General features: G+C 75.6%; 19 protein-coding genes and 1 pseudogene. 12 read left to right on the plus strand and 8 right to left on the minus strand.

The genetic code is table 11. The features are described from left to right. Positions 1-18 precede the first annotated feature (18 nt). Together Athai_RS30435 and Athai_RS30440 are read left to right on the plus strand one after the other, a co-directional pair. Positions 19-1704 carry an Hsp70 family protein gene (locus Athai_RS30435; RefSeq protein ID WP_203964665.1) on the plus strand — a complete coding sequence of 562 codons (1686 nt, stop codon included), beginning with the start codon at positions 19-21 and terminating at the stop codon, positions 1702-1704. A gap of 91 nt (positions 1705-1795) precedes the next feature. Beyond that, complete coding sequence (locus Athai_RS30440) at positions 1796-2599, plus strand: Cof-type HAD-IIB family hydrolase (protein WP_338028166.1); 804 nt, start codon at positions 1796-1798, stop codon at positions 2597-2599. Positions 2600-2736: 137 nt separating this feature from the next. Here the strand turns inward: Athai_RS30440 and Athai_RS30445 are convergent, their stop codons facing one another. Beyond that, positions 2737-3327: a bacterial proteasome activator family protein gene (locus Athai_RS30445; protein WP_203964666.1), complete on the minus strand. Its 591-nt coding sequence runs from the start codon at positions 3325-3327 to the stop codon at positions 2737-2739. Positions 3328-3438: 111 nt separating this feature from the next. Between Athai_RS30445 and Athai_RS30450 the strand changes: the two genes are divergently transcribed. Continuing rightward, complete coding sequence (locus tag Athai_RS30450; RefSeq protein ID WP_203964667.1) at positions 3439-4269, plus strand: alpha/beta hydrolase family protein; 831 nt, start codon at positions 3439-3441, stop codon at positions 4267-4269. 2789 nt (positions 4270-7058) lie between these two features. On the opposite strand, the gene Athai_RS30455 is transcribed toward Athai_RS30450, so the two are convergent. Further along, positions 7059-9320, minus strand: a complete 2262-nt coding sequence (locus Athai_RS30455) for a hypothetical protein (protein ID WP_203964668.1) — start codon at positions 9318-9320, stop codon at positions 7059-7061. A 111-nt stretch (positions 9321-9431) separates the two neighbouring features. Here Athai_RS30455 and Athai_RS30460 point away from each other — a divergent pair, with 111 nt between their 5' ends. From Athai_RS30460 to Athai_RS30470, 3 genes are all read left to right on the plus strand, one after another. After that, positions 9432-10442 (plus strand): serine hydrolase, encoded by a 1011-nt coding sequence (locus Athai_RS30460; RefSeq protein WP_203964669.1) that lies wholly within the window; start codon positions 9432-9434, stop codon positions 10440-10442. Between the two features lies 1 nt (position 10443). Next, positions 10444-11199 carry a SecDF P1 head subdomain-containing protein gene (locus tag Athai_RS30465; RefSeq protein ID WP_203964670.1) on the plus strand — a complete coding sequence of 252 codons (756 nt, stop codon included), beginning with the start codon at positions 10444-10446 and terminating at the stop codon, positions 11197-11199. A gap of 73 nt (positions 11200-11272) precedes the next feature. Continuing rightward, positions 11273-11911 (plus strand): DUF1707 SHOCT-like domain-containing protein, encoded by a 639-nt coding sequence (locus tag Athai_RS30470; protein WP_203964671.1) that lies wholly within the window; start codon positions 11273-11275, stop codon positions 11909-11911. A gap of 236 nt (positions 11912-12147) precedes the next feature. Here the strand turns inward: Athai_RS30470 and Athai_RS30475 are convergent. After that, positions 12148-12723: pseudogene (locus tag Athai_RS30475) on the minus strand (TetR-like C-terminal domain-containing protein); the annotation flags it as partial. A 108-nt stretch (positions 12724-12831) separates the two neighbouring features. Between Athai_RS30475 and Athai_RS30480 the strand changes: the two are divergent. Beyond that, complete coding sequence (locus tag Athai_RS30480) at positions 12832-14268, plus strand: MFS transporter (RefSeq protein ID WP_203964672.1); 1437 nt, start codon at positions 12832-12834, stop codon at positions 14266-14268. Between the two features lie 195 nt (positions 14269-14463). Here the strand turns inward: Athai_RS30480 and Athai_RS30485 are convergent, their stop codons facing one another. After that, positions 14464-15351 (minus strand): transketolase family protein, encoded by an 888-nt coding sequence (locus tag Athai_RS30485; protein WP_203966486.1) that lies wholly within the window; start codon positions 15349-15351, stop codon positions 14464-14466. Positions 15352-15371: 20 nt separating this feature from the next. Next, complete coding sequence (locus tag Athai_RS30490) at positions 15372-16010, minus strand: transketolase (protein ID WP_203966488.1); 639 nt, start codon at positions 16008-16010, stop codon at positions 15372-15374. A 119-nt stretch (positions 16011-16129) separates the two neighbouring features. Between Athai_RS30490 and soxR the strand changes: the two genes are divergently transcribed. Further along, positions 16130-16576: a redox-sensitive transcriptional activator SoxR gene (gene soxR / locus Athai_RS30495; protein ID WP_203964673.1), complete on the plus strand. Its 447-nt coding sequence runs from the start codon at positions 16130-16132 to the stop codon at positions 16574-16576. Positions 16577-16645: 69 nt separating this feature from the next. Here the strand turns inward: soxR and Athai_RS30500 are convergent, their stop codons facing one another. Continuing rightward, positions 16646-17512 (minus strand): NAD(P)-dependent oxidoreductase, encoded by an 867-nt coding sequence (locus tag Athai_RS30500; RefSeq protein WP_203964674.1) that lies wholly within the window; start codon positions 17510-17512, stop codon positions 16646-16648. 116 nt (positions 17513-17628) lie between these two features. Between Athai_RS30500 and Athai_RS30505 the strand changes: the two genes are divergently transcribed. Both Athai_RS30505 and Athai_RS30510 read left to right on the plus strand, forming a co-directional pair. Continuing rightward, entirely contained in the window at positions 17629-18873 is a 1245-nt protein-coding gene (locus Athai_RS30505) for a sensor histidine kinase (RefSeq protein WP_203964675.1), read from the plus strand. Then, on the plus strand, positions 18870-19523 hold the full coding sequence (locus tag Athai_RS30510) for a response regulator transcription factor (RefSeq protein ID WP_203964676.1): 654 nt from the start codon (positions 18870-18872) through the stop codon (positions 19521-19523). Before Athai_RS30505 ends, Athai_RS30510 begins: the two co-directional genes overlap by 4 nt. On the opposite strand, the gene Athai_RS30515 is transcribed toward Athai_RS30510, so the two are convergent. Together Athai_RS30515 and Athai_RS30520 are read right to left on the minus strand one after the other, a co-directional pair. Beyond that, positions 19507-19743, minus strand: coding sequence for a hypothetical protein (locus tag Athai_RS30515; protein ID WP_203964677.1), 237 nt, complete (start codon positions 19741-19743; stop codon positions 19507-19509). The genes Athai_RS30510 and Athai_RS30515 overlap by 17 nt on opposite strands. Next, positions 19740-20516 (minus strand): COG4280 domain-containing protein, encoded by a 777-nt coding sequence (locus Athai_RS30520; RefSeq protein WP_203964678.1) that lies wholly within the window; start codon positions 20514-20516, stop codon positions 19740-19742. The genes Athai_RS30515 and Athai_RS30520 overlap by 4 nt, the downstream gene beginning before the upstream one ends. Before the next feature lie 281 nt (positions 20517-20797). Here Athai_RS30520 and Athai_RS30525 point away from each other — a divergent pair, with 281 nt between their 5' ends. Together Athai_RS30525 and Athai_RS30530 are read left to right on the plus strand one after the other, a co-directional pair. Continuing rightward, complete coding sequence (locus Athai_RS30525; protein WP_203964679.1) at positions 20798-21886, plus strand: LCP family protein; 1089 nt, start codon at positions 20798-20800, stop codon at positions 21884-21886. Between the two features lie 86 nt (positions 21887-21972). Beyond that, positions 21973-22629 carry a tetratricopeptide repeat protein gene (locus tag Athai_RS30530; RefSeq protein ID WP_203964680.1) on the plus strand — a complete coding sequence of 219 codons (657 nt, stop codon included), beginning with the start codon at positions 21973-21975 and terminating at the stop codon, positions 22627-22629. Positions 22630-22688: the final 59 nt, after the last annotated feature.

A 22688-nucleotide genomic window follows, 5' to 3' on the forward strand; every position in this document is an offset into this window, starting at 1 on the left:
CCCCCGGAGGCACCGGCTGTGCCCGAGCCACTCGCGCTGTCCGTCGACTTCGGCAGCTCCAACACGGTGGCGCTGCTGCGGGACGCGAAGGGCCAGGCGCGGACGCTGCTGTTCGACGGGTCACCGCTGCTGCCGTCGGCGGTGTTCGCGGCGCCCGACGGCACCCTGCTGGTCGGGCGGGACGCCGCCCACCTGTCCCGGGACGACCCGGCCCGCTTCGAACCGCACCCGAAGCGCCGGATCGACGACGGCACCGTCCTGCTCGGGGACCGCGCGGTGGCCGTCGCCGACCTGATCGCCGCCGTGCTGCGCCGGGTCGCGGACGAGGCGCGGCGGGTCGCCGGGGTGCTGCCCCCGGCGGTACTGACACATCCGGTGGCGTGGGGCCCGGCGCGGCGCGGCGTGCTCGCCGAGGCGGCCCGGCGGGCCGGCCTGCCGGTCGCCGGCATGGTCGCCGAGCCGATCGCCGCCGCCTGCTACTTCACCGCCGTGCTCGGCAGCCGGCTGGCCGCCGGGCAGGGGCTCGCGGTGTTCGACTTCGGCGGCGGCACGCTGGACGTCGCGGTCGTGCGGCGGGCCGGCGGCCAGCTGGTGGTGGCCGCCACCGGCGGCCTGGACACGGTCGGCGGCATCGACATCGACGCGGCGATCATCGGACATCTGGCCGGGTCGATCCAGCGCCAGGCACCCGACCTGTGGGCCCGGCTGACCACCCCCCGCTCACCCACCGACCTGCGGGACCGGGCGCTGGTCTGGCAGGACGCCCGCGCCGCCAAGGAGATCCTGTCCCGGGCCAGCCAGGCCGGCGTGCACGTGCCCGGACTGCCCACCGCCACGCACCTGACCCGCGGCGAGTTCGAGGAGCTGGCGACGCCGCTGGTGCGGTCCGCGGTCGCCGAGACCGCCGGGACGATCGGCCGGTCCGGCACCCCGGCCGGCGCGCTCGCGGGGATCTTCCTGGTCGGCGGTTCCAGCCGGATCCCGCTGGTCGGTCAGGCGCTGCATCGGGCGCTCGGCGTCGCGCCGACGGTACTGGAGCAGCCGGAGACCGCCGTCGCCGAGGGCGCGCTGCACTCGCCGGCGGCACCCGCGCTGTCGCCGCGGGTGGCGCAGGCGATGGACCGGCTCGACCCGGGCATCACGGTGCCGCAGCCCGAGCCGGCGCCGGAGGTACCGGCCCGGCGGCGCCGCTGGCTGCCGCTGGTGGCCGCCGCGGCGTTCCTGCTCGCCGCCGGGACCACCGCGGTGCTGCTGCAGCCGTGGGAGAAGTTCGGCGCCAGCGCCGGGCCGAGCGACAGCCCCAGCGCCGATCCCACCCGGGCGGCCGGCGGCGCGAGGAGCGCCAGCGCCAGCCCGAGCCCGTCCGACCCGTGCCCCAGCAACGAACAGGTGCAGAGGTCCGTGTCGGGGAGCACCAACGGCGGCGGCGGCACCACGGACGGGGCGAACTTCGCGGTGCACGGCAACATCGTCTGCGCGGGCGGCTTCGCCGGCGTCCACCTGTTCGGGCAGAGCGGCGGGCAGGCGAACGATCCGGCCGTCGCCGTCCTGCAGTACCAGAACGGCAAGTGGATCCAGCTGGTGCTCGGCACCAGCATCTGCGAGCCGGGGCCGGACGGCGGGCAGCCGGACTGGACGAACGGTCAGCAGGTGCCGGACAAGGTGATGAAGTCGGTCGGTTGCGACCCCAAGTACTACAACTGACATTCCCCGTCGCCCCGATACATCGACCGACAGCTATGGCCGTGGCCACAGCGAGCGGCGGCTGCCGGTGCCGGCCGGCAAGATGGAAGGGATGACACCTCCCGCACTGGTCGCGAGCGACCTCGACGGCACTCTGCTGCGTACCGACCGGACCGTCGGCGCGCGCACCCTCGCCGCCCTGGCCCGGCTGCGGGCACACGACGTGCCGTTCGTGATGGTGACCGGGCGGCCGATCCGGTGGCTGGCCGAGGTGGTGGCGCAGACCGGGCCGCCCACCTCGCTGACCGTCTGCTCCAACGGCGCGGTGATCTACGACGGTGCCGCCGACCAGGTCGTCGAGCACCGACCGCTGGCGCCGGAGCTGCTCGCCCACGTCGTCGAACGGCTCCAGGACCGGTACCCGGACGTCGCGTTCGCGGCGGAGACCAACGACGGGCTGCGGCACGAGGCGCACTACCCGATCAACGAGATCTCCCCGCTGGTGCGGCCCGGCGAACTCGCCGAGCTGATCGCGTCCCCGGCGATCAAGCTGCTGGCCCGGCTGGACGGCGCGCCCGACGCGGTCGCCGAGCAGATGTCGGAGAGCCTGCGCGGCGTCGCCGAGGTGACCCGCTCCTCGCACGACTGCCTGATCGAGATCTCCGCCGCCGGCGTCACCAAGGCCACCGGCCTCGCCTGGGTCGCCCAGCAGTACGGCGTGCCGCCCGAGCGCATCGTCGCGTTCGGCGACATGCCGAACGATCTGCCGATGTTCGGCTTCGTCGGGCACAGCGTGGCGATGGCCAACGCGGAGCCGGCGGTGCGGGCCGCCGCCGACGCCGTCACCACCAGCAACGACGACGACGGCATCGCCGACTATCTGGACCGGCTGTTCGAGCCCGCCCCGATCGACTGACCCGGCCGCCGGGCGCCGGAGAGCTACCGGCCCGGCCACCGCACGCCGGAGAGCTACCCACCAGGCCGCCGCACGCCCGAGGTACCGGCCCGGCCACCGCGGGCCGGAGAGCTACCGGCCCGGCCGCCGCGCGCCGGTCAGAGGTACTGGCCGGTGCGGTTCGGCGAGTCGCCGTGGTCGGTGCCGCCCGGGATGCCGGGCATCATCATGCCGGCCTGGCCGGCCGGCAGCGCCGGGCGCTGGCCGCCACGGATCTGGTCGAGCTGCATCCGGGCCGCCATCTGCTGCGCCATCAGCGCCGCCTGGATGCCGTGGAACAGCCCCTCCAGCCAGCCCACCAGCTGCGCCTGCGCGATCCGCAGCTCCGGCTCGGTCGGCGTCGAATCGTCGTTGAACGGCAGCGACAGCCGGTCGAGTTCCTCCCGCAGCTCCGGCGCCAGCCCCTCCTCCAGCTCGACGATCGAGCGCGCGTGGATCTCCTTGAGCCGCTGCCGGCCGGCCTCGTCCAGCGGCGCTGCCCGTACCTCCTCCAGCAGCTGCTTGATCATGCTGCCGATCCGCATCACCTTGGCCGGCTGCTCGATCTGGTTGGCCGGGTCCTTCGCCGCATCCGCCTCGGCGGGATCGACGTCGACGGCGCCGACCGGCCGACCGTCCGGACCCACCACCAGCACGGTGCGGGACTCCGGCTCGTCGGACTGCTGCTGCTCGCGCGGTGTCTCGGTCATACTCCCATCCTGACGCACGACCCGCGCCGCCCGCGAACCCGGCCCGAACACCGCGGACGTGAGATCACCTACCGTGGCGCGCACGACGGTCCGGAGCAGGGGAGACTGGCCATGGCCGAAAACCGGGACATACTGTCACGTCCTGCCCCACCACCGGACGTGACGGTGCGCTACGGGACGCTGCCGGACCAGGTGGTCGACGGGTGGCTGCCGGAGCGCGGGGCCGGGCAGCTGGTCATCGCGCTGCACGGCGGGTACTGGCGGCACGACGTGGACCGCGGCTACCTGGCATCGCTCGCCGCCGACCTCGCCGGGCGCGGCTACGCCGTCGCCTGCCCGGAGTACCGGCGGACCGGCGACGGCGGCGGCTGGCCGGCCACCTTCACCGATGTCGCCGCGGCGCTGGACGCCACCCCGGAGCTGCTCGCCGCCGCCGCGCCGGGCCGCGTGGAACCGGGCCCGGCCGTGTACGCGGGGCACTCCGCCGGCGGCCACCTGGCGCTGTGGGGCGCACTGCGGCACCGGCTGCCGGCCGGCGCACCGGGCCACCGCGACACTGCCCCGCCGGTACGCGGGGTGCTCGGGTTGGCGTCGGTCTGCGACCTGGCCGAGACGTACCGGCGATGGCTCGACCTCGGCGCCGCGGACGCGTTGATGGGCGGCGGGCCCGGCGCGCACCCGGACCGGTACGCCGCCGCCGACCCGGCCGCGCTGCCGGCGCCGGAGGTGCCGACCGTCCTGGTGCACGCGCCCGGCGACGGACGGGTGCCGATCGTGCTGACCCGCGACTACGCCGGCCGGCGCGGCCTCCGGTTGGTCGAGCTGGACGGCGCCGACCACTTCACCGTGGTCGATCCCGCCGCGCCCGCCTGGCCCCGGGTGGTGGAAGCGCTCACCGGCCTGGCCCGGCCCGGCGGTGATCGCGTCGCGAGTACCGCCTGAGCCGGTTCAGCTGGGCGCCGTCCGACCGCCGTACCGGTTCGCCGGGGCGGTCTCGACGAAGCGACGGGGCGACGCCGTCGCAGGGCGACCGGGCGACGCCGTCGCAGGGCGACCGGGCGACGCCGTCGCAGGGCGACCGGGCGACGCCGTCGCAGGGCGACCGGGCGACGCCGTCGCAGGGCGACCGGGCGACGCCGTCGCAGGGCGACCGGGCGACGCCGTCGCAGGGCGACCGGGCGACGCCGTCGCAGGGCGACGTCGTCGCATGGCGACGGGGCGACGTCGTTCCAGGGCGACGGGGCGGCGTCGTCGGATGGCGACGGGGCGACGTCGTGGCAGGGCGACGTGCGGTGTGCTGGCGCGGTGACCGCGGAAGGCCGGTCAGGCGTCCTCCGGCCCGGACGCCGCGTTGTCCACAATGGACTCTTCGGCTGCCCGCGGGGCCGGCGGTTTCCTCGCCGCCCGCCGCTTCCCGGTGCTCGCCGTCCGCTTCGCGGCGGTACCGCGCCGCTTCCCGGTTCCGGCATCCGCCGTACCGGCCCGCTCCGACGCGCCCGGCCGCTCGGCGGCACCGGCCCCGTCGACCCCGGCCGCCGGATCGTCCGGACCGGCTTCGCCGCGGCGAGGCTGGCCGGCACCGTCCGGACCCCCGGCATCCGCCGGCTCCCCCACACTGTCCGGGCCCCGGCATCCGCCGGCTTCCGCACACCGTCCGGACCCCCGGCATCCGCCGGCTTCCCCACACCGTCCGGATTCTCGGCACGGTCCGGGTTGCCGGCACGGTCCGGGTTGCCGGCACGGTCCGGGTTGCCGGCACGGTCCGGGTTGCCGGCACCGGCCTTCGAGGATCCGGACGCCTTACGGGCACGCCGCTGCCGCGGTGCCGCGGTGGGCTTCGCGGCCGGGTCGTCCGGCGGGGGCGACGCCGGCGCCGACGCCCGGTCCGTATCGCGGAGCGAGCCGAGCCATGCACTGACCTCGTCGCCGCCCGCCGCCGGTTCGGTGCCGTCGGCGGTACGCGACGCCGTCGACTCGGCCGGGCGCCTCGACCGGCGTGCCCCGCCCCGCTGTCGTCCCGGCCCGTCCTCGGCCGCCGGACCAGCCGCCGCCCGCCGGGCGGGCGCTTCCGCGTCCGGCGGCAGGTCGGAGCCGGTGCCGTCCACGGCGGAGTCGGTGTCCGGGTCGACCGCGGGTGTGCCCGCGCCCGCGTCGGCCGGGACGGTGACGTCGGCCCTCAGTACCAGGGTCAGCCGGTCCAGGTAGCCGAACTGCAGGACGATCAGCAGGATCGCCGCCAGCAGCGCAGCCGGCGCGGCGAGCAGGACGACGGTCGAGCTGCCCACGCCGAGCCGGTCCAGCGTCGCGCTGGCCCCGGCCGGGTCGGCGGTGCGAACCAGCAGCCCGGCCAACCAGACCAGTACCGCGAAGGGCGCCACCGGGCCGAGCAGGGCGCGCCAGGCGAACCGGTCGCCACCGGCCCGGCGGCGCAGCCAGCGGTCCCGGTGGCCGGCGGCGAGCAGCGCGAACCCGAACACCGCGGGTACGCAGACCAGCCCGGCCGGCACCGGGTCGAACTGGCGGTCCAGCGCCTCCAGCGGCCCCACCGTGACGAACAATCCCGGCGCGAACGGCAACAGCAGCCACCAGCTGTGCCGGCCGGCGGGCCGTAGCGCACCGATCGCGATGCCGGCCGCCGCGGCGACCACCACCGCGCCCAGCATGACGAGCGCCGGGCGGGCCATCGCGGTACCGAGCAGGTGACCGAACGAGCCCGCCCGGGACGGCCAGCCGCTCGCCGACGGGATCGGGACCAGCGCCGCCGCCAGCGCGCCCACCGCCAGCAGCGCGAGCACCGCGCCGGCGGCGAGGTGCACCGCGTCCCGGCGGCGGGCGGGCGACGGCAGCGGGTCGGGCCGCCGGGCCGCGCGGACCAGCCGTGGCCGCAGCACCAGACCGCCGAGCCAGACCGCCAGGCCGCAGGCGCCGACCGCGACGAGCAGCACCACGGCCATCGCGGCGCGGCGCGAACCGTACTGCTCGTCGCCGGCGGACAGCGCGAACCGCGCCGCGTACGCGGGGGTCCACAAGCCGCCGGAGCCGCCGGTGACCGGGGAACCGATCTGGCCCGACACGGTGATCAGCTGCCAGCCGAGCGCGAGCGTACCGAGCCCGAGCGCACCGACGATCGCGGCCAGCGACCGGCTCGAACCGGCGGCGAGGGTGGCGATCAGCGCCACGCCGAGCGCCACCGCGACCAGGGCGCCGGCCAGCACCACCAGGTCGAGCGCGGCCGGGCCGGCGAACACCCGGTGCCGCAGGCCGGGCCACCCGACGGCGACCACGAGCGGTGCGCAACTGGCGACCAGGACCGCGGTGATCGTGCGGGCGGCGAGCCGGGCGGGGGTGACCGCACGGCGCAGCACGTACGCCATGGCCGGCGCGACGAGCAGGCACACCAGCAGCGGCAGCCCGATCAGCGCGATCGCGCCGAGGTAGCTGTGCCAGTACCGGCCGGGCAGGTCACGGAACGCGGCAAGCCCGGTGAACCGGGAGTCGCCGGCCGCCGAGGTGGTGACCGCCGCGACCGCGAGCAGTCGGAGGAAGGGCACCAGCAGCCCGACGACGAGCAGCACACCGGCGGGGATCAGCAGGATGGCGCCGAGGATTCGGGCAGGACGGGGCGTGGGCACGACGCCTCACTCTTCGTCAGCGGTCGAGGGAAGGGTGAAACGGTACCGGAAGCGCAGCCGACCCGAAACACACGTTTCGCACCGAAGCCGGCCGGTCGCTCACCGTACGTCGTCGGCCGGACCGTCCTGCCGCGCCCCCTCCGGCGCCGCGCCCGGTGTCGCGGGCCCGTCCGCCCGGCCACCCCGCGGCGCACCGCCGGGACCGGGCACGCCGGCGCCGCCGGGGTGCGGCGCACCTGCACCGTCGGGCGCACCGCCGATGTGCGGCGGAAACCCGGGAGGCGGCGGACCGGCGGGCGGGGCACCGCCGAGGCTCGGCCCAGGTTGCCCCGGGAACCGGCCCGCCGCCCCAGGTGGCCCGCCCGGCGCGGCCGGCAGCCCGCCCGGCGCGGCCGGGAGCCCGCCCGGCGCGGCCGGCGACAGGCCTGGCGGGATGGCCGGCGCGCCGCGGCCGGCCGGCGCGGCGCCGGCTGCGGTCCCGGGCGGGACGACGGCCGGGGGCGGCGCGCCGAGCCGTGGCCCGACCTGGTCCGGGCCGCCGAAGGCGGCACCGTACCGACCACCCGGACCACCGAACCCCGCCGGCCCGCCCGGACCACCGAACCCCGCCGGCCCGCCCGGACCGCCGATCCCGGCCGCACCGCCCGGACCGACCGGGCCGGCTGGACCGCTGGCAGCGTCGCGTGCGGCGGCAGGGTCCGGGTCGCCGAGCCGCAGCGCGAGACGGTCCAGGTACCAGACCTGCACCACGGCGAAGACCAGCAGGGCGGGGATCGCCAGCGGCGCGGCGGCGAGCAGCAGCCCGGGGCTCGGCCACGCCGCCGTGTAGCTACCCAGTTGCCGCAGCACCGCCACGTCCGCGGCGGCGTGCCTCATGTCGCTGACGACCGAGTAGCGCCACAGGAAGTCGTGCGCCTGGTACAGCCAGGTGGCCATCGCGACGACGCCGAGCAGCGGGAGCGACGGCACCAGCACGGTACGCAGGAAGGCGGCCGGCCGGTGGGCTGCCCGGGCGGCCCGCCAGCGGTGCCCCTGGCCGGCGCCGAACAGCGTGAACAGCAGCAGCGCCGGGACGCTGACCAGGATCGGCGGAATCGTACCGAGGAACGTGTTCAGGTGGTCGTGGGCCATCGCCGACTGCACCGACACGGTCAGCAGCGGGGTGATCGTGACGAACAGCCACGGCATGAACGGCAGCAGCAGCCAGTGGCTGTACCGGCCCAGCGGGCGGAACGCGCCGATCCCGATCCCGGCCGGGTACGCGAGGAGCAGCTGGACGACCGTCGCGATCAGCGCGGGCAGCAGCGCGCCGGTGAGCGTGCCGGCGATGGACTGCGGGCTCGACGCGGTGTGCTGCTCGGTGAACAGGCCGAGCCGGGGGTAGGCGTCGATGGCGAGCAGCGCGACGGTGCCGGCGAGCGCGACCACACCGAGTAGGACGGCGCGGGTCGAGCTGGGGCGAGGCAGCGGGCCGGCGGCGCGGCCGGGCGGGTCGAGCTCGAGCCGCGGCCGGGCCAGGATCACGATCAGGCCGGCGGCCAGGCCGAGCACCGCGACGGGTACCAGCAGGATCGTGCTGTCGGCGGCGGCCTGCCCGAACCGCAGCAGCATGAACGCGTCCTGGAACGCGCGGGCGCCGAGCGAGGCGGTGTCCCGGCCGGGTGCGAGCAGCAGGGTGAAGCTGATCGCCTGCAGCCCGATCGCGAAGGTGCCGAGCACCAGCACCGCCCAGGTCACGAGCGCGCCGCCGACGGTACGGCCGGGCCGGTCGGTGGCGCGCCGGCGCAGCGCGGCGAGCAGCGCGCTGACCCCGATCCCGGCGATCAGGCCGAACATCGCGAGCATGATCAGGACACCGAGGCCCGGCCCGGAGCGAACCAGCCCGTGGCCGAACCCGTCCGGCAGGTAGCTCAGGTGCCGCCAGGCGGCGATCAGCACGGCCGGAGCGAACCCGGCGGCCAGCACCGCGAGCAGCACTCGGACCACTCGGCGCAGGGCGGTGGGCGCCTCGGCGGCGGCGAAGGACAGCAGCGGCACCACGATCAGCATCACCAGGGTGGGCAGCGCCGCCTCGACGAGGGTGCGCCCGACGGTGCCGAGCGGGTCGGTGAAGTCGCCGGCGTGGGCGGCGGCGTTGCCGGGCACCGTCCTGCTGGCGATGCCGGGTGCCCGGCCGGTGAACGCCTGGATCACGGTCTGCGCGGTGGGGAGGACCAGCCAGACCAACCAGCCGAGGGTCATCGGCAGGGCGAGCAGCAGGCCGATCCAGCCGGGCGGCCCGCCCGGAGCGGGTCGCGCCGGTGCGGGCTGGTTCGTGGCCGGCGGCATCGCCGGGGACGGGTACGGGGCCGGTGCGCTCACGCCCAGCCACCTCCTCGCGTCGGGGCCTGCAGGGATTCTGCCCTGCCCGTGCAACGCTCGGCCGTCCGGCGGGACGGCCGGCGCGGCCCGATGCGGTAGCGTCCGAGCGTCATGGGTGGGCAGCGAGGTGGAAGTCACCGGTACCGGCGGTCGGGTCGCCGGCGCCTGGTGCTGGCCTCCGCCGGGGTGGTGCTGGTGCTGCTCGCCGTGGGCGGCGGGGTGGCGTGGTGGTCGCACGGCAGCGGTACCCGGCCGGAACGCGCCGGTGGTCGCGCCGGGGGCACCACACCGGCGCCCAGCCGCACCAGCCGGGCCCCGTCGGCGAAGCCGAGCAAGGCGTGCGACGCGGACTGCGTGCAGCAGCGGCGGTACGCGGCCGCCAAGGCCTACATGGACCAGCACGCCGCGACGAACGCCTACCTGAGCGTCCAGATCACCGACCGCAAGACCGGCAAGAGCTGGCAGCACGGCCCGGTGACGCACCCGGGGTGGACCGCCTCGACGATCAAGCTGGCGATGGCCACCGACATCCTGCGCCGGCAGCGGGCCGGCGAGGTCACGCTGACCGACGCGGACCGTACCGACATGGCGAACATGCTCAACTTCTCCGACGAGAACGCGTCGGACCGGCTGTGGCAGCGGTACGGCGGGGACGACCAGCTGGCCCGGTTCCGGGACGTGTTCGGCATGTCCGGGCTGCACTTCGTGCCCGGCTTCACCGACGGCACCTACTGGGGCTTCGTGAAGTGCACCACCGAGGACCTGTCCCACCTGATGACCTACGTGCTGACCAAGACCGCGCCGGACGACCGCTCCTACCTGGTGTCCGCGATGCGCGGGGTGGCGTCGAACCAGCAGTGGGGGGTCTGGGCCGCCGGCCAGGACCAGCACCCCGGCGACAAGGACGGCTGGTCGTTCGAGACCGACTCGTACGGCAAGCACTGGGTGCTCAACTCGGTCGGCTTCGCGGGCCCGGACGAGCGGTACGCGATCGCGATCATGTTCCAGGTGCAGCCGCACTCGACCATCGCGTACGGCACGCACACCGTCTCCGACGTCGTCGGCCTGCTGTTCGGGGTACCGGCGCCGGCCAAGATCACCGTGCCGGAGCCGGACGGCTGAGGTGACCGAGCCGCCCTGGGCCGCACCGGACCCGCAGCGCCACCACATCGGTCTGGTGGTGGCGCTGGTGGTGTGCCTGCTGACGGTCGTGGGCGGCGCCGGGCTGTCCGGCTACCTGCTCTACCACGCGTCCCGGCGCGACGGGCCGGCCTGGGGGGCGAGCTGGCACACCGCGTCGTTCACCGTCGACGGCGACGACTCGACCCGGGTGGACGCCGGCAAGCTGCTGACCCTGCTCGCCGGCCGGGGCGCCCGGTACGAGGTGCACGGCGGGCGGATCGTCGTCGCGGTGCCACCGGGCCGGTCCGCGGCGCTGTCCCGGCTGCGGGCGCTGGCCCCGATCCGTACCGACCTGTCGGTGCGGCCGGTGCTCGACGTCAGCACGCCGTCGCCCGGCTGCACTCCGGGCGGCCGGCCGGCCTGCGACCGGTCCGGGGCGCGGTACCGGCTGGGCCCGTCGGTGCTGTCCGGTCGCCAGGTGACGGACGTGCACACCGGTTCCGACCGGAGCGCCGGCTGGTCGGTCACGGTCCGGTTCAGCTCCGCCGGCCAGCAAGCGATCAGCGACGCGACCAGCCGGTACGCCGGGCAGCGGCTGGCGATCGTGGTGGCCGGCGCGGTGCTGTCCGCGCCGCGGGTGTCCGCGCCGGTGTCCGGCGCGTTGCGGGTGTCCGGCGGTACCGGCGGGGGGCAGCCGCACCGGGTCGCCGCCGCGTTCCGGCTCGGCCAGCATCCGGTGACGATCCGCGCCGCCTGACCGGCGCCGCCCCGGCGGAACTGAGACGTCTTTCTGACTTCACGGTGACGTCTAGGCTTGGTACGCTGCCGCCATGCAGCCCGAACACCTGCGGCCGGTGCCGCCGCCACCACTGACCGACGCCGACCGCGAGGCGGCGGTCGAACTGCTGCAGGCCGCCTGCGGCGAGGGCCGGCTCACCCTGGAGGAGTTCGGGGTCCGGGCCGGGGCGGCCTGGGCCGCGGACACCAGCGAGGAGCTGGCCGAGGTCACCGCGGGGCTGGACCCGGCGCCCCCGGTCGGCACCAGCCAGCCGGTCACCGTCATCTCCGCCGTCTTCGGCGAGCACAAGCAGCACGGGCGGTGGCGGGTGTCCCGGCACACCCGGGTACGGGCCCTGTTCGGGTCGACGAAGCTCGACCTGCGCGAGGCGACCATGGACGCCGAGGCGGTGCGGGACGGCACCGTCGACATCGAGGTACGCACGTTCTGCGGCGAGGTGAAGATCACCGTGCCGGAGGGGGTCGAGGTCGAGCTCTACGGACGGTCGCTGTTCGGGTCGCGGACCATGCACCTCGCGGCGGTACCGCGCCGGCAGGGCACCCCGACGGTCCGGGTGCACTGCAAGGTCACGTTCGGCGAGCTGAAGGTGCGCAGCGCGCCGCTCAGCCGGGACGGCGGCCTGCTCGGCAACGGCCGGTTGGCCCGCGTGCTCCGCGAGCTGGTCGACTGATGCCCGGCGGCGGGTGACGACCGCGGCGCCGGCCCGCCCCGCCGATCATTCCCCCGAACGCCCCGGCCAGCCACCGGAGCCGCACCACCCGCCGAGTCGCCGCCCGACCGCGCACCACCCGCCGAGTCGCCATCCGGATCCGCGCCGCCCACCGGCCCGCCGCTGGCCGCGCTGGCGGCCGGGTCGGCGTCGGTGCGGTACGCCCCGGCGATGGCGGCCGTGGCGACCGCGGCGGCGGCCCGGTCCGCGACGGCGTCGGACAGCGGCTGGCCGGTGTTGAGCAGCCGGTAGTAGAGCGGCGCCGAGACGGCCGCGACGACCTCCCGCGGATCGGTACCGGCCGGCACCTCGCCGCGGTCGATCGCGGCGACGACACAGCCCGCCCACTCGTCGATGCGGCGCAGGTAGAAGCCGTGCAACGCCGCCGCGGCCGTCGCGTTGCCGGCCGCGGCGGCGATCAGGGCGGTGAACAGCGCACCCTGCCGCGGATCGGTGAGCGTCGAGACCACCAACCGGGCGTTGGCCCGCAGGTCCGCGGCCAGGCTGCCGAGGTCGGACCGGTGCACCGACTGGTCGGCCATGTCGCGCAACAGGTCCGCGGCCAGCGCCGAGGTACTGCCCCAGCGACGGTAGACGGTGGTCTTTCCGCACCCGGCGCGTCGCGCGACGTCGGCCAGGTCCAGCGCCTCGAAGCCGGCCTCGGCGAGCGCGTCGCCCGCCGCCGCGAGGACCGCGTCGCGGACGCGCGCGGTGCGGCCACCGGGCCGGACCGTGCCGGGCGACGGGGGCGGGGTGGACGTGCCGTAGGTCATAACGGAACTCCCGTTTCATTAGATCCGGATCCGATGCTACCGTGAGGACTCTAACGGAACCAGAGTTCCATTAGATCGCGCTCTCTGATCGGTCAAGGAAGGCCCGTCATGTCCGCACCCAGCACCCTGCACGCCCCGGGCACCGGCTCCACGAGCCAGCTGACCGGCCGGCTCCGGATCACCCTGGTCGTGCTGCTCGTCGCCCAGTTCATGCTGGCCGTCGACTTCTCGATCCTGAACGTCGCGCTGCCCGTCATCGGCGCCGGCCTCGGCTTCCCGCTCGCCGACCTGCAGTGGATCGCGACCACGTTCGCCCTGGCCGCGGCCGGGTTCACGCTGCTGCTCGGCCGGGTCGGCGACCTGCTCGGCCGCAAGCGGATCTTCCTGGCCGGGCTGGCGGTCCTCGCCGCCGCATCGCTGCTCGGCGGCTTCGCCACCAGCCCGCCGACGCTGCTCGTCGCCCGGGTCGCGCAGGGCCTGGCCACCGCCGCCGTCACCCCGGCCGGCCTCGCCCTGCTGACCACGTCGTTCCCGGAAGGACCGTTGCGGCAGAAGGCACTCGGGCTCAACGGCGCGCTGATGTCCGCCGGGTTCACCACCGGCGCCATCCTCGGCGGCGTGCTGACCGACCTGCTGTCCTGGCGCTGGTCGTTCCTGCTCAACGTGCCCGTCGCGGTGGCCGTCCTGGTCGTCGCACCGGCGGTCGTCACCGACTCGCGGCCGGCAGCCCGGCCGCGGCTCGACCTACCCGGCGCGCTGAGCGTCACCGCCGGCCTGCTGGGCATCGTGTACGGGCTGACCCGGGCCGGCGAACACGGCTTCGCCGACCCGGCCGCGCTGCTCGGCCTGCTCGCCGGCGCTGCCCTGCTCGTCGTCTTCTATCTGGTCGAACGGCGGGTGCCGGAGCCCCTGGTACCGGTCCGCATCCTGACCCGGCGCACCGTGGCGTGGGGCAACACCGCCGGCCTGCTCGCGTTCGTCACCGAGACCTCGCTCGTCTACCTGCTCACCCTGTACCTGCAGAAGACGCTCGGGTTCTCCGCGCTCGGCGCCGGGCTGTCCTTCGGCGTGCTGGGCATCGGCACCGTGCTCGGCGGGATCGCGGCGCCCCGGCTGATCGCCCGTACCTCCCCCACGGTCGCCCTCGTCGCGGGCGGCCTCGTCCAGGCGGCCGGTACCGGCGCCCTGCTGCTCATCGGAGCCCAACCGGCCTGGCTGGCGCTGCTGCTGCCGGCCACGTTCGTCGGCGGGGTGGGCAACATGGTCGTCATCGTCGGCTTCATGGTCACCGCGACCTCCGGGCTGCCCGGCGCGGAACAGGGCCTCGCTTCCGGCCTCGCCACCATGTCCCAGCAGGTCGGCATCACGATGGGCACCCCGGTGCTGTCCGCCGTCGCCACCGCGGCGATGGCCGGCGCGGTCGGCGGATCGGCCGTGCTGCACGGGGTGCGGGTCGCGATCGGCGCCAACGTCGGGATCGTGCTGCTCGGCGTCGCGCTCGCGGCCCTGTTCCTCGCGCGTCGCAGCCGGCGCCAGCGGGCTTGACCATCGCCTCCCCGTACGCCGGGCCCTTCTCGTCGGGCCCCGGCGTACCGGGCCGTCGCCGGTGCGGTGCACGGTCGGCCCCGGTGCGGTCGTGGTGCGGTCGGTGCGCGGTCGGGGTGGCCCCGGGGTGCGGGGTGCGGGGTGCGGGGTGCGGGGTGCGGGGTGCGGGGTGCGGGGTGCGGTCGGGGGGTGCGGTCAGCGCGCGGCGAAGTCGGCGATGGCGTGCCGCAGGGCGTCCGGGGTCAGGCCGTGCGCGACGTCGTGGTCGGCCGGGGTACCGAAGCGGTGCAGGTCGACCCGCCGTACCCCGAGACCGAGTGTCCGATGTGGACGATCGGGCAGCGCGTCGTCGACCACCCGGGCCGAGGTGCCGGCAAGGTACGGCTCGACCAGGACCACGGTGTCGCCGGCCGCACCGGCCAGTTCGCGCAGCCCGGCGGCGTCGAACGGCCGCACCGTGTTGGTGTATGCGACGGTCACGTCCAGGCCGACCGTCGCCGCGAGGACCGCGGACAGCATCGGCCCGACCGCCACCACGACCGCACGTCGACCGGTACGCAGCGGTACCAGCCGGCCGTCGGTACCGGCGTGCGCGGCGTCGTTGCCGCGGGTGGACAGCCGCAGGTAGACCGAGCCGTCGCCGCCGACCGCCTGCCGCAGCAGGGCGTCGACCTCGTCCGGATGGCCCGGTACCCGGATCTCCCAGCCGGGCAGCGTGTCGATCAGCGCGACGTCGCCGGGCGCGTGATGGCTGCGCCCGGCCTGCGCGTTGTCGTACGAGGCGCCGACGCTGACCAGCACGCCGTGCCCGTCCTGGTTGCCGAAGTCGAGCTTGATCTGCTCGAAGGCGCGCTCGACCAGGAACGGCGCATAGGTGTGGGCGATCGGCCGCAGCCCGGTCTGCGCCAGCCCGCCGGCGACGCCGACCAGCAGCGATTCGCGGATCCCGACGTTGAGCACCCGGTCCGGGTGCCGCTGCCGGGCCGGTTCGAACGCCGCCGCGGAGATGTCCGCGAGCACCAGCGCGGTACGGGGGTCGTCGTCCAGGATCGCCGTCGTCCCGGCCACGAACGTCTCTCGCATGTCCATTGTGGAGTTTCCTCTCAGCTCTTGCTCTCGACGGTGGCGACGACGACGTGCGGGCGCCCGGGCAGCGGGGTGGTCAGCGCCGACTCGATCGCCCGGTGGTCCCGACCGTCCACCGTGGCGCTCGACCAGCCGTGCGCGGCGAACCGGGCGCCGATGCCGCCGGGCCAGCCGTGCGTCGCGGACCGGTTGTCCACCACCAGGACGGTCAGGCTGTCCAGGCCGGTGGCACCGGCGTACGCGATGGCCTCGTGGTTGCTGCCCTCGTCGAGTTCGGCATCGCCGACCAGCACGTAGGTACGCGCGTCCGCGAGTCCCTGGGCGCGCAGGCCGAGCGCGACACCGACACCGAGCGGCAGGCCGTGGCCGAGCGAGCCGGACGAGATCTCCACGCCGGGCAGCCGGGTGCGGTCCGGGTGGTAGCCGAGCGGCGAGTCGTACGAACCGAAGTCGTCCAGCCAGCTGGGCGGGAAGAATCCCTTCGCGGCCAGTACCGCGTAGTACGCGGCGGGTCCGTGCCCCTTGGACAGCAGGAAACGGTCCCGGGCCGGATCGCCCACGGTGTCCGGGTCGATCCGCAGTACCCGGTCGTAGAGCACCCAGAGCACGTCCAGCGTGGAGGTCGCGCTCGGTTCGTGCTTCTCGTCACCGGTCATCCGGGTCAGCAGCGCGGGCAGGTCGTCGTACCCGAGGCGGTCTTCCGTTGCGGTCGTCATGCCGGTAGCCTGCAACCTGAAGTCAGGTTTAAGTCAACCCGGATGTGAAGACTGGCACCATGAGCGAGCTACCCGAGACCCTCACCATCGGCGAGCTGGCAGCCCGCAGCGGCGTCGCCGCCTCCGCGCTGCGCTACTACGACAAGCTCGGCCTGCTGCAGTCCGACCGCAGCGGCGGCAACCAGCGCCGGTTCGCCCGCAGCGAGCTGCGCCGGGTCGCGTTCATCCGGATCGCGCAGCGGGTCGGGCTGAGCCTGGACGAGATCCGCGAGGCGCTGGCACTGCTGCCGGAGAACCGCACCCCGACGCGCGGCGACTGGGCCCGGCTGTCCCGCGCCTGGCGCAGCCGGCTGGACGAGCAGATCCACCTGATGGAACGGTTGCGGGACCGGCTCGCCAGCTGCATCGGCTGCGGCTGCCTGTCGCTGAAGAAGTGCGAGCTGAGCAACCCGCACGACATGCTCGCCTCGGACGGGCCCGGCCCCCGCTACCTCATCGAAGGTTGACCCGCCCGGACCTGTCGATCATGGGTTTGTCTGCTCGGTAAGCGCTTGCTCGTCCTGCCAACGCCATGATCAACGGGGCGGGGTGCGGTGGTACGCGCGGTACACGGCGGCCATGTCCTCGCCGCCGTGGCCGTCGGCGAGCGCCTGCTCGTACCGGTCACGGACCGCGGCGGCGAGCGGCGCCGGCTGCCCGGCCGCGGCGGCCGCCGCACCGACCAGCCGGGCGTCCTTGGCCGCGAGCGACAGCGGGAAACTCGGCGGGAACTCGCCGGCCAGCATCGCCGCGCCCTTGCCCTGCACGTACCCCGCGTCGAGGCCGCCACCGCGGATCGTGTCCAGGAACAGGTGCGGGTCGAGGCCCAGCGCGGCGGCGAGCGAGAGCGCCTCGGCGGCGCCGACGGTCAGCGTCTCCAGCCACGAGTTGACCACCAACTTGAGCCGGCTGCCGGCGCCCGCCGGCCCGACCCACCGGGTGCGGGACCCGATCGCGTCGAACACCGGCGTGCACCGCTCGCGCGCGTCGTCCGGACCGGAGGCCAGCACGACGAGGGCACCCTGCTCGGCGGGCTGCCGGGTGCCGAGCACCGGCGCGTCCACGTACGTCAGGTCGTGCGCCGCGGCCAGGCCGGCGAACTCGTCCGCGTACCGGGCGCCGACCGTACTGGCCTGGATCCACAACCGGCCGGCGCCGGGTTCCTCGTCGAGCCCGGCCATCACCTCGCGCACCGCCGGCCCGTCGGCGAGCATCGTCAGGACGATGTCGGCGCCGCGGACCGCCTCGGCCGGCGTGGTGGCGACCACCCCACCACGGTCCGCGAGCGGCCGGGCCCGCGCCTCCGTCCGGTTCCAGGCCCGCACCGGGAAGCCCGCGTCGAGCAGGTTGGCAGCGATCGGCAGCCCCATGATTCCGGTACCCAGTACCGCGATTGTCGTCATCCCCCCAGCATGCCGCGGTGACCCGCCCGGGCGGCGAGAACGGCTCCCCCGCGCGAGGGAGCCGGTTCCCGCTCGGCGGCGGGGCAGGCGCGGGTCGGTACCGGCACAATGGCGGCATGCGAGCGACCCGGTCACCGGTGGTACGGCCGCTGACCGCGCACAGCACCCGGCAGCGGCTGGTGTTCCTGCTGCTCGGCAGCGGGCTGGCGGTCGCGTTCGCGTCCCTCGACGCGGTGGTGCTCAACGCGGTCACGGTCGGCGGGTTGCCGCTGCCGCTCGCGGCGCCGGTGTTCCTGGCCGTCACCGTGGGGCCGCCCGCGCTGCTCGGGCTGCTCCCCGCGGTACGGGTGGTCGAGGGCGCCGCGGCCCGCAACCTGCTGCAGGTACCGCTGCCGGAGCCGCTGCCCGCGCCGCGCGACTTCGACGCCCGCTGGCGCGCGGCGCTCTGGTTCCTGCTGCACCTGGTCGCCGGCGCGGTCGTCGGCGCCGCGCTGCTGGCCGCGGCGTCCTGGGTGATCACCCTGGCGACCGCGCCGTTCACCACCCGCCCGCTGCTGCCGGGGCTGCCCACCGGCACGGCCGGCGCCTGGCTGCTGCTCCTGGTCGTACCGACCGTGCTGGTGTTCGGCTACCTCACCGCCGGTGTCGGCGCCGCGATGGCACGGATCGCGGCGCCGCTGCTCGGGCCGTCCCCGGCGGAGCGGCTCGCCGAGGTACAGGCGAGCGCCGCCCGGCTGGCCGAGCGCAACCGGCTGGCCCGGGAACTGCACGACTCGGTCGGCCACGCGCTGACCGTCACCACCCTGCAGGCCGGCGCGGCCGGGCGGGTGCTGGACAGCGATCCGGAGTTCGCCCGGCGCGCGCTGGCCGCGATCGAGGAGACCGGCCGGGCCGCGCTCGCCGACCTGGACCACGTGCTCGGCCTGCTGCGCGAGGAGTCCGCGCCCCGCGCCCCGCAGCGCACCCTGGACGACCTGCCCGCGCTGCTGTCCGCGTCGGAGGCCGCCGGCGTGCCGGTCCGGGCGACCGTGCCGGACCGCATCACCGGGGTGCCGGCGGTGGTGTCCCGGGAGGCGTACCGGATCGTGCAGGAATGCCTGACCAACGCGCTGCGGCACGCCGGCCGGGTACCGGTGCGGCTGCGGCTGCGGCTGACCGACGACGAGCTGGAGCTGGAGTTGACCAACAGACTGTCCACAGTGGCCGCACCGACCCGGCCGACCGGCGGTCGCGGCCTCGCGGGTATCGCCGAGCGGGTCGCCCTGCTGTCCGGCACCATGACCGCCGCGCCGGCCGACGGGGACTGGCGGGTCGCGGTCCGGCTGCCGCTGGGGCACGGGACCACCGGAGGAACGGCATGACGCTGCGGATCCTGCTCGCCGACGACGAGCCGCTGGTGCGCGCCGGCCTCGCCGCCGTGCTCGGCGCCGAGTCGGACATGACCGTGGTCGGCGAGGCGGCCGACGGTGCCGAGGTACTCCCGCTGGTCCGCTCGACCCGGCCGGACGTGGTGCTGATGGATGTGCGGATGCCCGACGTGGACGGCATCCAGGCCACCCGGTCGCTGGTCGACCGGTTCGACGATCCGCCCCGGATCCTGGTGGTCACCACGTTCGAGAACGACGACTACGTGTACGAGGCGCTGCGCGCCGGCGCCGCCGGCTTCCTGCTCAAGCGGGCCCGGCCGGACGAGATCGTGCAGGCGGTGCGGACCGTCGCGCGCGGCGACTCGCTGCTGTTCCCGGCCGCGATCCGTACCCTGGCCGGACGGTCCGCGGAGACCGGGGGCGGCGACCGGCTCGCCGCCGCGAAGCTGACCGGGCGGGAGGGCGAGGTGCTGCGGCTGATGGCGCGCGGGCTGTCCAACGCCGAGATCGCCACCGAGCTGTACCTCGGGGTGGAGACGGTCAAGACGCACGTGGGCAACATCCTGGCCAAGCTCGCCGCGCGGGACCGCACCCAGGCCGTCATCCTCGCGTACGAGTCGGGCTTCATCACCCCCGGCGCCTGACCGCCGCACTGCCGCTCCCCCGCGGCCGGCGGCGGGCCCGGACCAGGCTCCAGGGCAGCACCAGGCCGACCGCGGCCGGCAGCAGCCACCACGCCGGGACGAGCCGGGACACGCCGTAGGTGGCGCCGAGCGCGGCGACCACGGCCACGGCGATCCGCCAGTCGTCGCCGACGACGAAGTCGTACCAGAAGGCGCCGATGGCCCGCAGCCTGCCGATCATGCTGGCTTCCCGCCCGGTTCGGTCGCGGGGACGGCCCGGTCCGCGCGGGCCGCGGCCCGCCGCAGCAACGCGACCAGGGTGAGCGCGAAGGCGGCGGTGCCGGGCACGAGTACCAGCAGTGCGGCGTCGCCGCCGGGCCACCGGGCGCCGACGCCTTCGCCACCCCAGAACATGCCGAACGCGGTGAGCATGATGCCGACGACGAACTTCATGGTGTTCTCCGGGACCCGGGCCAGTGGCGCCCGTACCGCCAGGCCGGCCGCCGCGACGGCGACCGCCGCGCAACCGGCCGCGAGCACGGCGAGCGGCACGTCGTGCTGGTTGCCGCCGAAGGTGAGCACGATGAAGGCGACCTCCAGCCCCTCCAGCAGCACTCCCTTGAAGGACAGCGTGAAGGCGTACCAGTCGGGCACGCCCAGCCGCCGCCGCGGTGCGGTCTGCCGCAGCCGCACCAGATGCGCCTGGTACAGCGCCGCCTCGTCGTGCCGGGCCCGGTCACCGCTGGCCCGCAGGATCGCCTTGCGCAGCCACTGCAGGCCGAAGATCAGCAGCAGGCCGCCCACCGCGGTGCGCAGCGCGGCGAGCGGCACGAACAGCAGGGCCGGTCCGAGCGCGGCGACGATGCCCGCGAGTACCACCAGCGCGCCGGCCAGGCCGATCCCGGCGGACCGCCAGTCGCGCCCGGTACCGGCGGCCAGCACGATGGTCAGCGCCTCGACCGACTCCACCAGGCAGGCCAGGAACACGGCGGCGAACAGCGCGGTGCCGGTCACGGCGGTCTCCTCGTCGGGCCACGACCCCGTACGGCGGGCGGCGTCTACGACTCCCCCACAGTACGGCGGGCGGGCGGGCCCTGCTGCCCGCCGCGGCCCCGGCCCCGATCCGGTGGAGATCGCGCCGGTCCCCGGCGGCGGCCCCGTCCCGGTGGGAGAATCGGGGACAGTTCGGCCCAGCATCACCCGCAACCCCGCGCCCGGTGGTGGAACGTGTCGGGCCCGTGCAGCGGTGCGCCCGTCACCGGCGACGGCGGGCGGCGGGGAAGGTCACGATCGCCATGCGAATCCGGAGACGGAAACGCCGAAGTCCGTTCTGGGCCCGGCTGTGCCTGATCATCGGGATCGTCCTGACCATCGGCAGCGGCAGCGCCTATGCCGGCACCGTGATCGCCTCGAACCGGCTCGATCACGCGGTCAGCCAGCAGGACCTGCTCGGCGACGGCCCGCACGGGGCCGGCCGGTCACGACACGGCAGCACGGTGACCGGGCCGCTGGACATCCTGCTGGCCGGGTCGGACATGCGCAGCAGCTGGCGGACCACCGGCGAGCTGCCGCGCACCGACACCATCATGTGGCTGCACGTCCCGGCGTCGCTCGACCGCGCGTACCTGCTGTCGATCCCGCGCGACCTGGAGGTGCACATCCCGGCCGACGCCCGTACCGGCAAGGGCGACAGCACCACGAAGATCAACGCGGCGTTCCCGTACGGGATGCGCGGTTCGGGCGACGTGGCCGGCGGGATGCAGTTGCTGAACACCACCGTGCAGCAGCTCACCGGCGCGCACTTCGACCTCGCCGCGCTGGCGAACTGGGCCGGGTTCAAGGCCATCACCCGCGAGCTCGGCGGGGTCCGGCTGTGCGTGGACAAGACGTTCGTGTCCCGGCAGCCCGGCCTGCGCGGCGAGAAGTTCACCGCCGGCTGCCACCACTACGACGCCACCCGGGCGCTGGAGCTGGTCCGGCAACGGTACGCCTACGCCGACTCCGACTACGGGCGGCAGCGGATGCAGCAGCAGTACCTCAGGCAGATCCTGACCCGGGCCACCAGTACCGGCGTGCTCACCAACCCGGTGAAGCTCAACCGGCTGCTCGACGCCACCAGCCGGGCGCTCACCATGGACCTCAACGGCTACCGGCTGACCGACCTGGCCCTGGCGCTGCGCCGGATCACGCCGGCCAGGTTGACCCCGCTGCAGGTCGCGCACCGTACCCTGCCGGACGGGAACGAGGGCCTCGTCCAACCGGTCGACGACCAGCTGTTCGCCGCGATGCGGGGCGACACGGTGGGCCGGTTCCTGGTCCAGCATCCCGGCCTGGTCTCGCACGGCCCCGGCCTCGGCGACCATCCCGCCGGCACCGCCAACTGAGGCCGGCTCCGGCCGGTCTGGCGTGGTGCGCCCGACCCGCCGACCGCGGCTCCCGGCTCGGCGTGGACGGCGGCGAAGATGGAGCGATGGTGATGGACGAGCGGCTGACGGCGGCGAACGACGCGTACCAGCGATCCGTGTTCGGCGGGGACCCCGGCCGACTGGACGCGGCCGAACGGGAGCTGGACGCGCTGGACGCGGACGTCGCGCTGCACCGCGGCCGGTTGCTGCACGCCCGGTTCCTGGCCCGGCGAGACACCGACCCGGGCGAGGATCCGCGCGAGCTGCCGCTGTTCGAGCAGGCGCGGAACGGGTACCGCCAGCTCGGCGACACCCGCGGCGAGGCCGAGGCGCTGTTCTGGGTCGGCTGCGTGCACCAGGTGGTGCGCGGCGACGACCAGACCGCGGTGCCGCTGTTCGAACGCGCCGTGGAGCTGGCCGAGGCCGCCGGCGACCGGTTGACCCTGTCGTACCCGCTGCGGCACCTCGGCATCGCCGCCCAGCGGCGCGGCGACCTGACCGCGGCGCGCGACCTGCTGGAGCGGTCCACGGTGCTGCGCCGCGAGCTGCACTTCGACGCCGGGGTGGCCGCCAACCTGGTCGGCCTGGCGTATCTCGCGCACGCCGAGGGCCGCCGCGCGGACGCGACGGCCCTGCTGGACGAGGGCGACCGGCTGTGCGCCGCCGCCGGCGCCCACGGCATCGCCGCCCACCTCGCCGAGGCCCGCACCAACCTGCAGTGACAGCCGGCCCGGCCGGAACCGACGACCGACCCGCGCCGTGCCGGGCCCGCGCGGCCCGT

It is taken from the genome of Actinocatenispora thailandica, assembly GCF_016865425.1.
Taxonomy (GTDB): Bacteria; Actinomycetota; Actinomycetes; order Mycobacteriales; family Micromonosporaceae; genus Actinocatenispora; species Actinocatenispora thailandica.

Coding starts and splice junctions, on each gene's coding strand:
- Athai_RS30485 (WP_203966486.1), bottom strand. CDS start 15,351: ATGCGAGAGACGTTCGTGGCCGGGACGACGGCGATCCTGGACGACGAC.
- Athai_RS30525 (WP_203964679.1), top strand. CDS start 20,798: ATGCGAATCCGGAGACGGAAACGCCGAAGTCCGTTCTGGGCCCGGCTG.
- Athai_RS30500 (WP_203964674.1), bottom strand. CDS start 17,512: ATGACGACAATCGCGGTACTGGGTACCGGAATCATGGGGCTGCCGATC.
- Athai_RS30480 (WP_203964672.1), top strand. CDS start 12,832: ATGTCCGCACCCAGCACCCTGCACGCCCCGGGCACCGGCTCCACGAGC.
- Athai_RS30505 (WP_203964675.1), top strand. CDS start 17,629: ATGCGAGCGACCCGGTCACCGGTGGTACGGCCGCTGACCGCGCACAGC.
- Athai_RS30445 (WP_203964666.1), bottom strand. CDS start 3,327: ATGACCGAGACACCGCGCGAGCAGCAGCAGTCCGACGAGCCGGAGTCC.
- Athai_RS30515 (WP_203964677.1), bottom strand. CDS start 19,743: ATGATCGGCAGGCTGCGGGCCATCGGCGCCTTCTGGTACGACTTCGTC.
- soxR (WP_203964673.1), top strand. CDS start 16,130: ATGAGCGAGCTACCCGAGACCCTCACCATCGGCGAGCTGGCAGCCCGC.
- Athai_RS30470 (WP_203964671.1), top strand. CDS start 11,273: ATGCAGCCCGAACACCTGCGGCCGGTGCCGCCGCCACCACTGACCGAC.
- Athai_RS30490 (WP_203966488.1), bottom strand. CDS start 16,010: ATGACCGGTGACGAGAAGCACGAACCGAGCGCGACCTCCACGCTGGAC.
- Athai_RS30450 (WP_203964667.1), top strand. CDS start 3,439: ATGGCCGAAAACCGGGACATACTGTCACGTCCTGCCCCACCACCGGAC.
- Athai_RS30440 (WP_338028166.1), top strand. CDS start 1,796: ATGACACCTCCCGCACTGGTCGCGAGCGACCTCGACGGCACTCTGCTG.
- Athai_RS30510 (WP_203964676.1), top strand. CDS start 18,870: ATGACGCTGCGGATCCTGCTCGCCGACGACGAGCCGCTGGTGCGCGCC.
- Athai_RS30460 (WP_203964669.1), top strand. CDS start 9,432: ATGGGTGGGCAGCGAGGTGGAAGTCACCGGTACCGGCGGTCGGGTCGC.
- Athai_RS30530 (WP_203964680.1), top strand. CDS start 21,973: ATGGTGATGGACGAGCGGCTGACGGCGGCGAACGACGCGTACCAGCGA.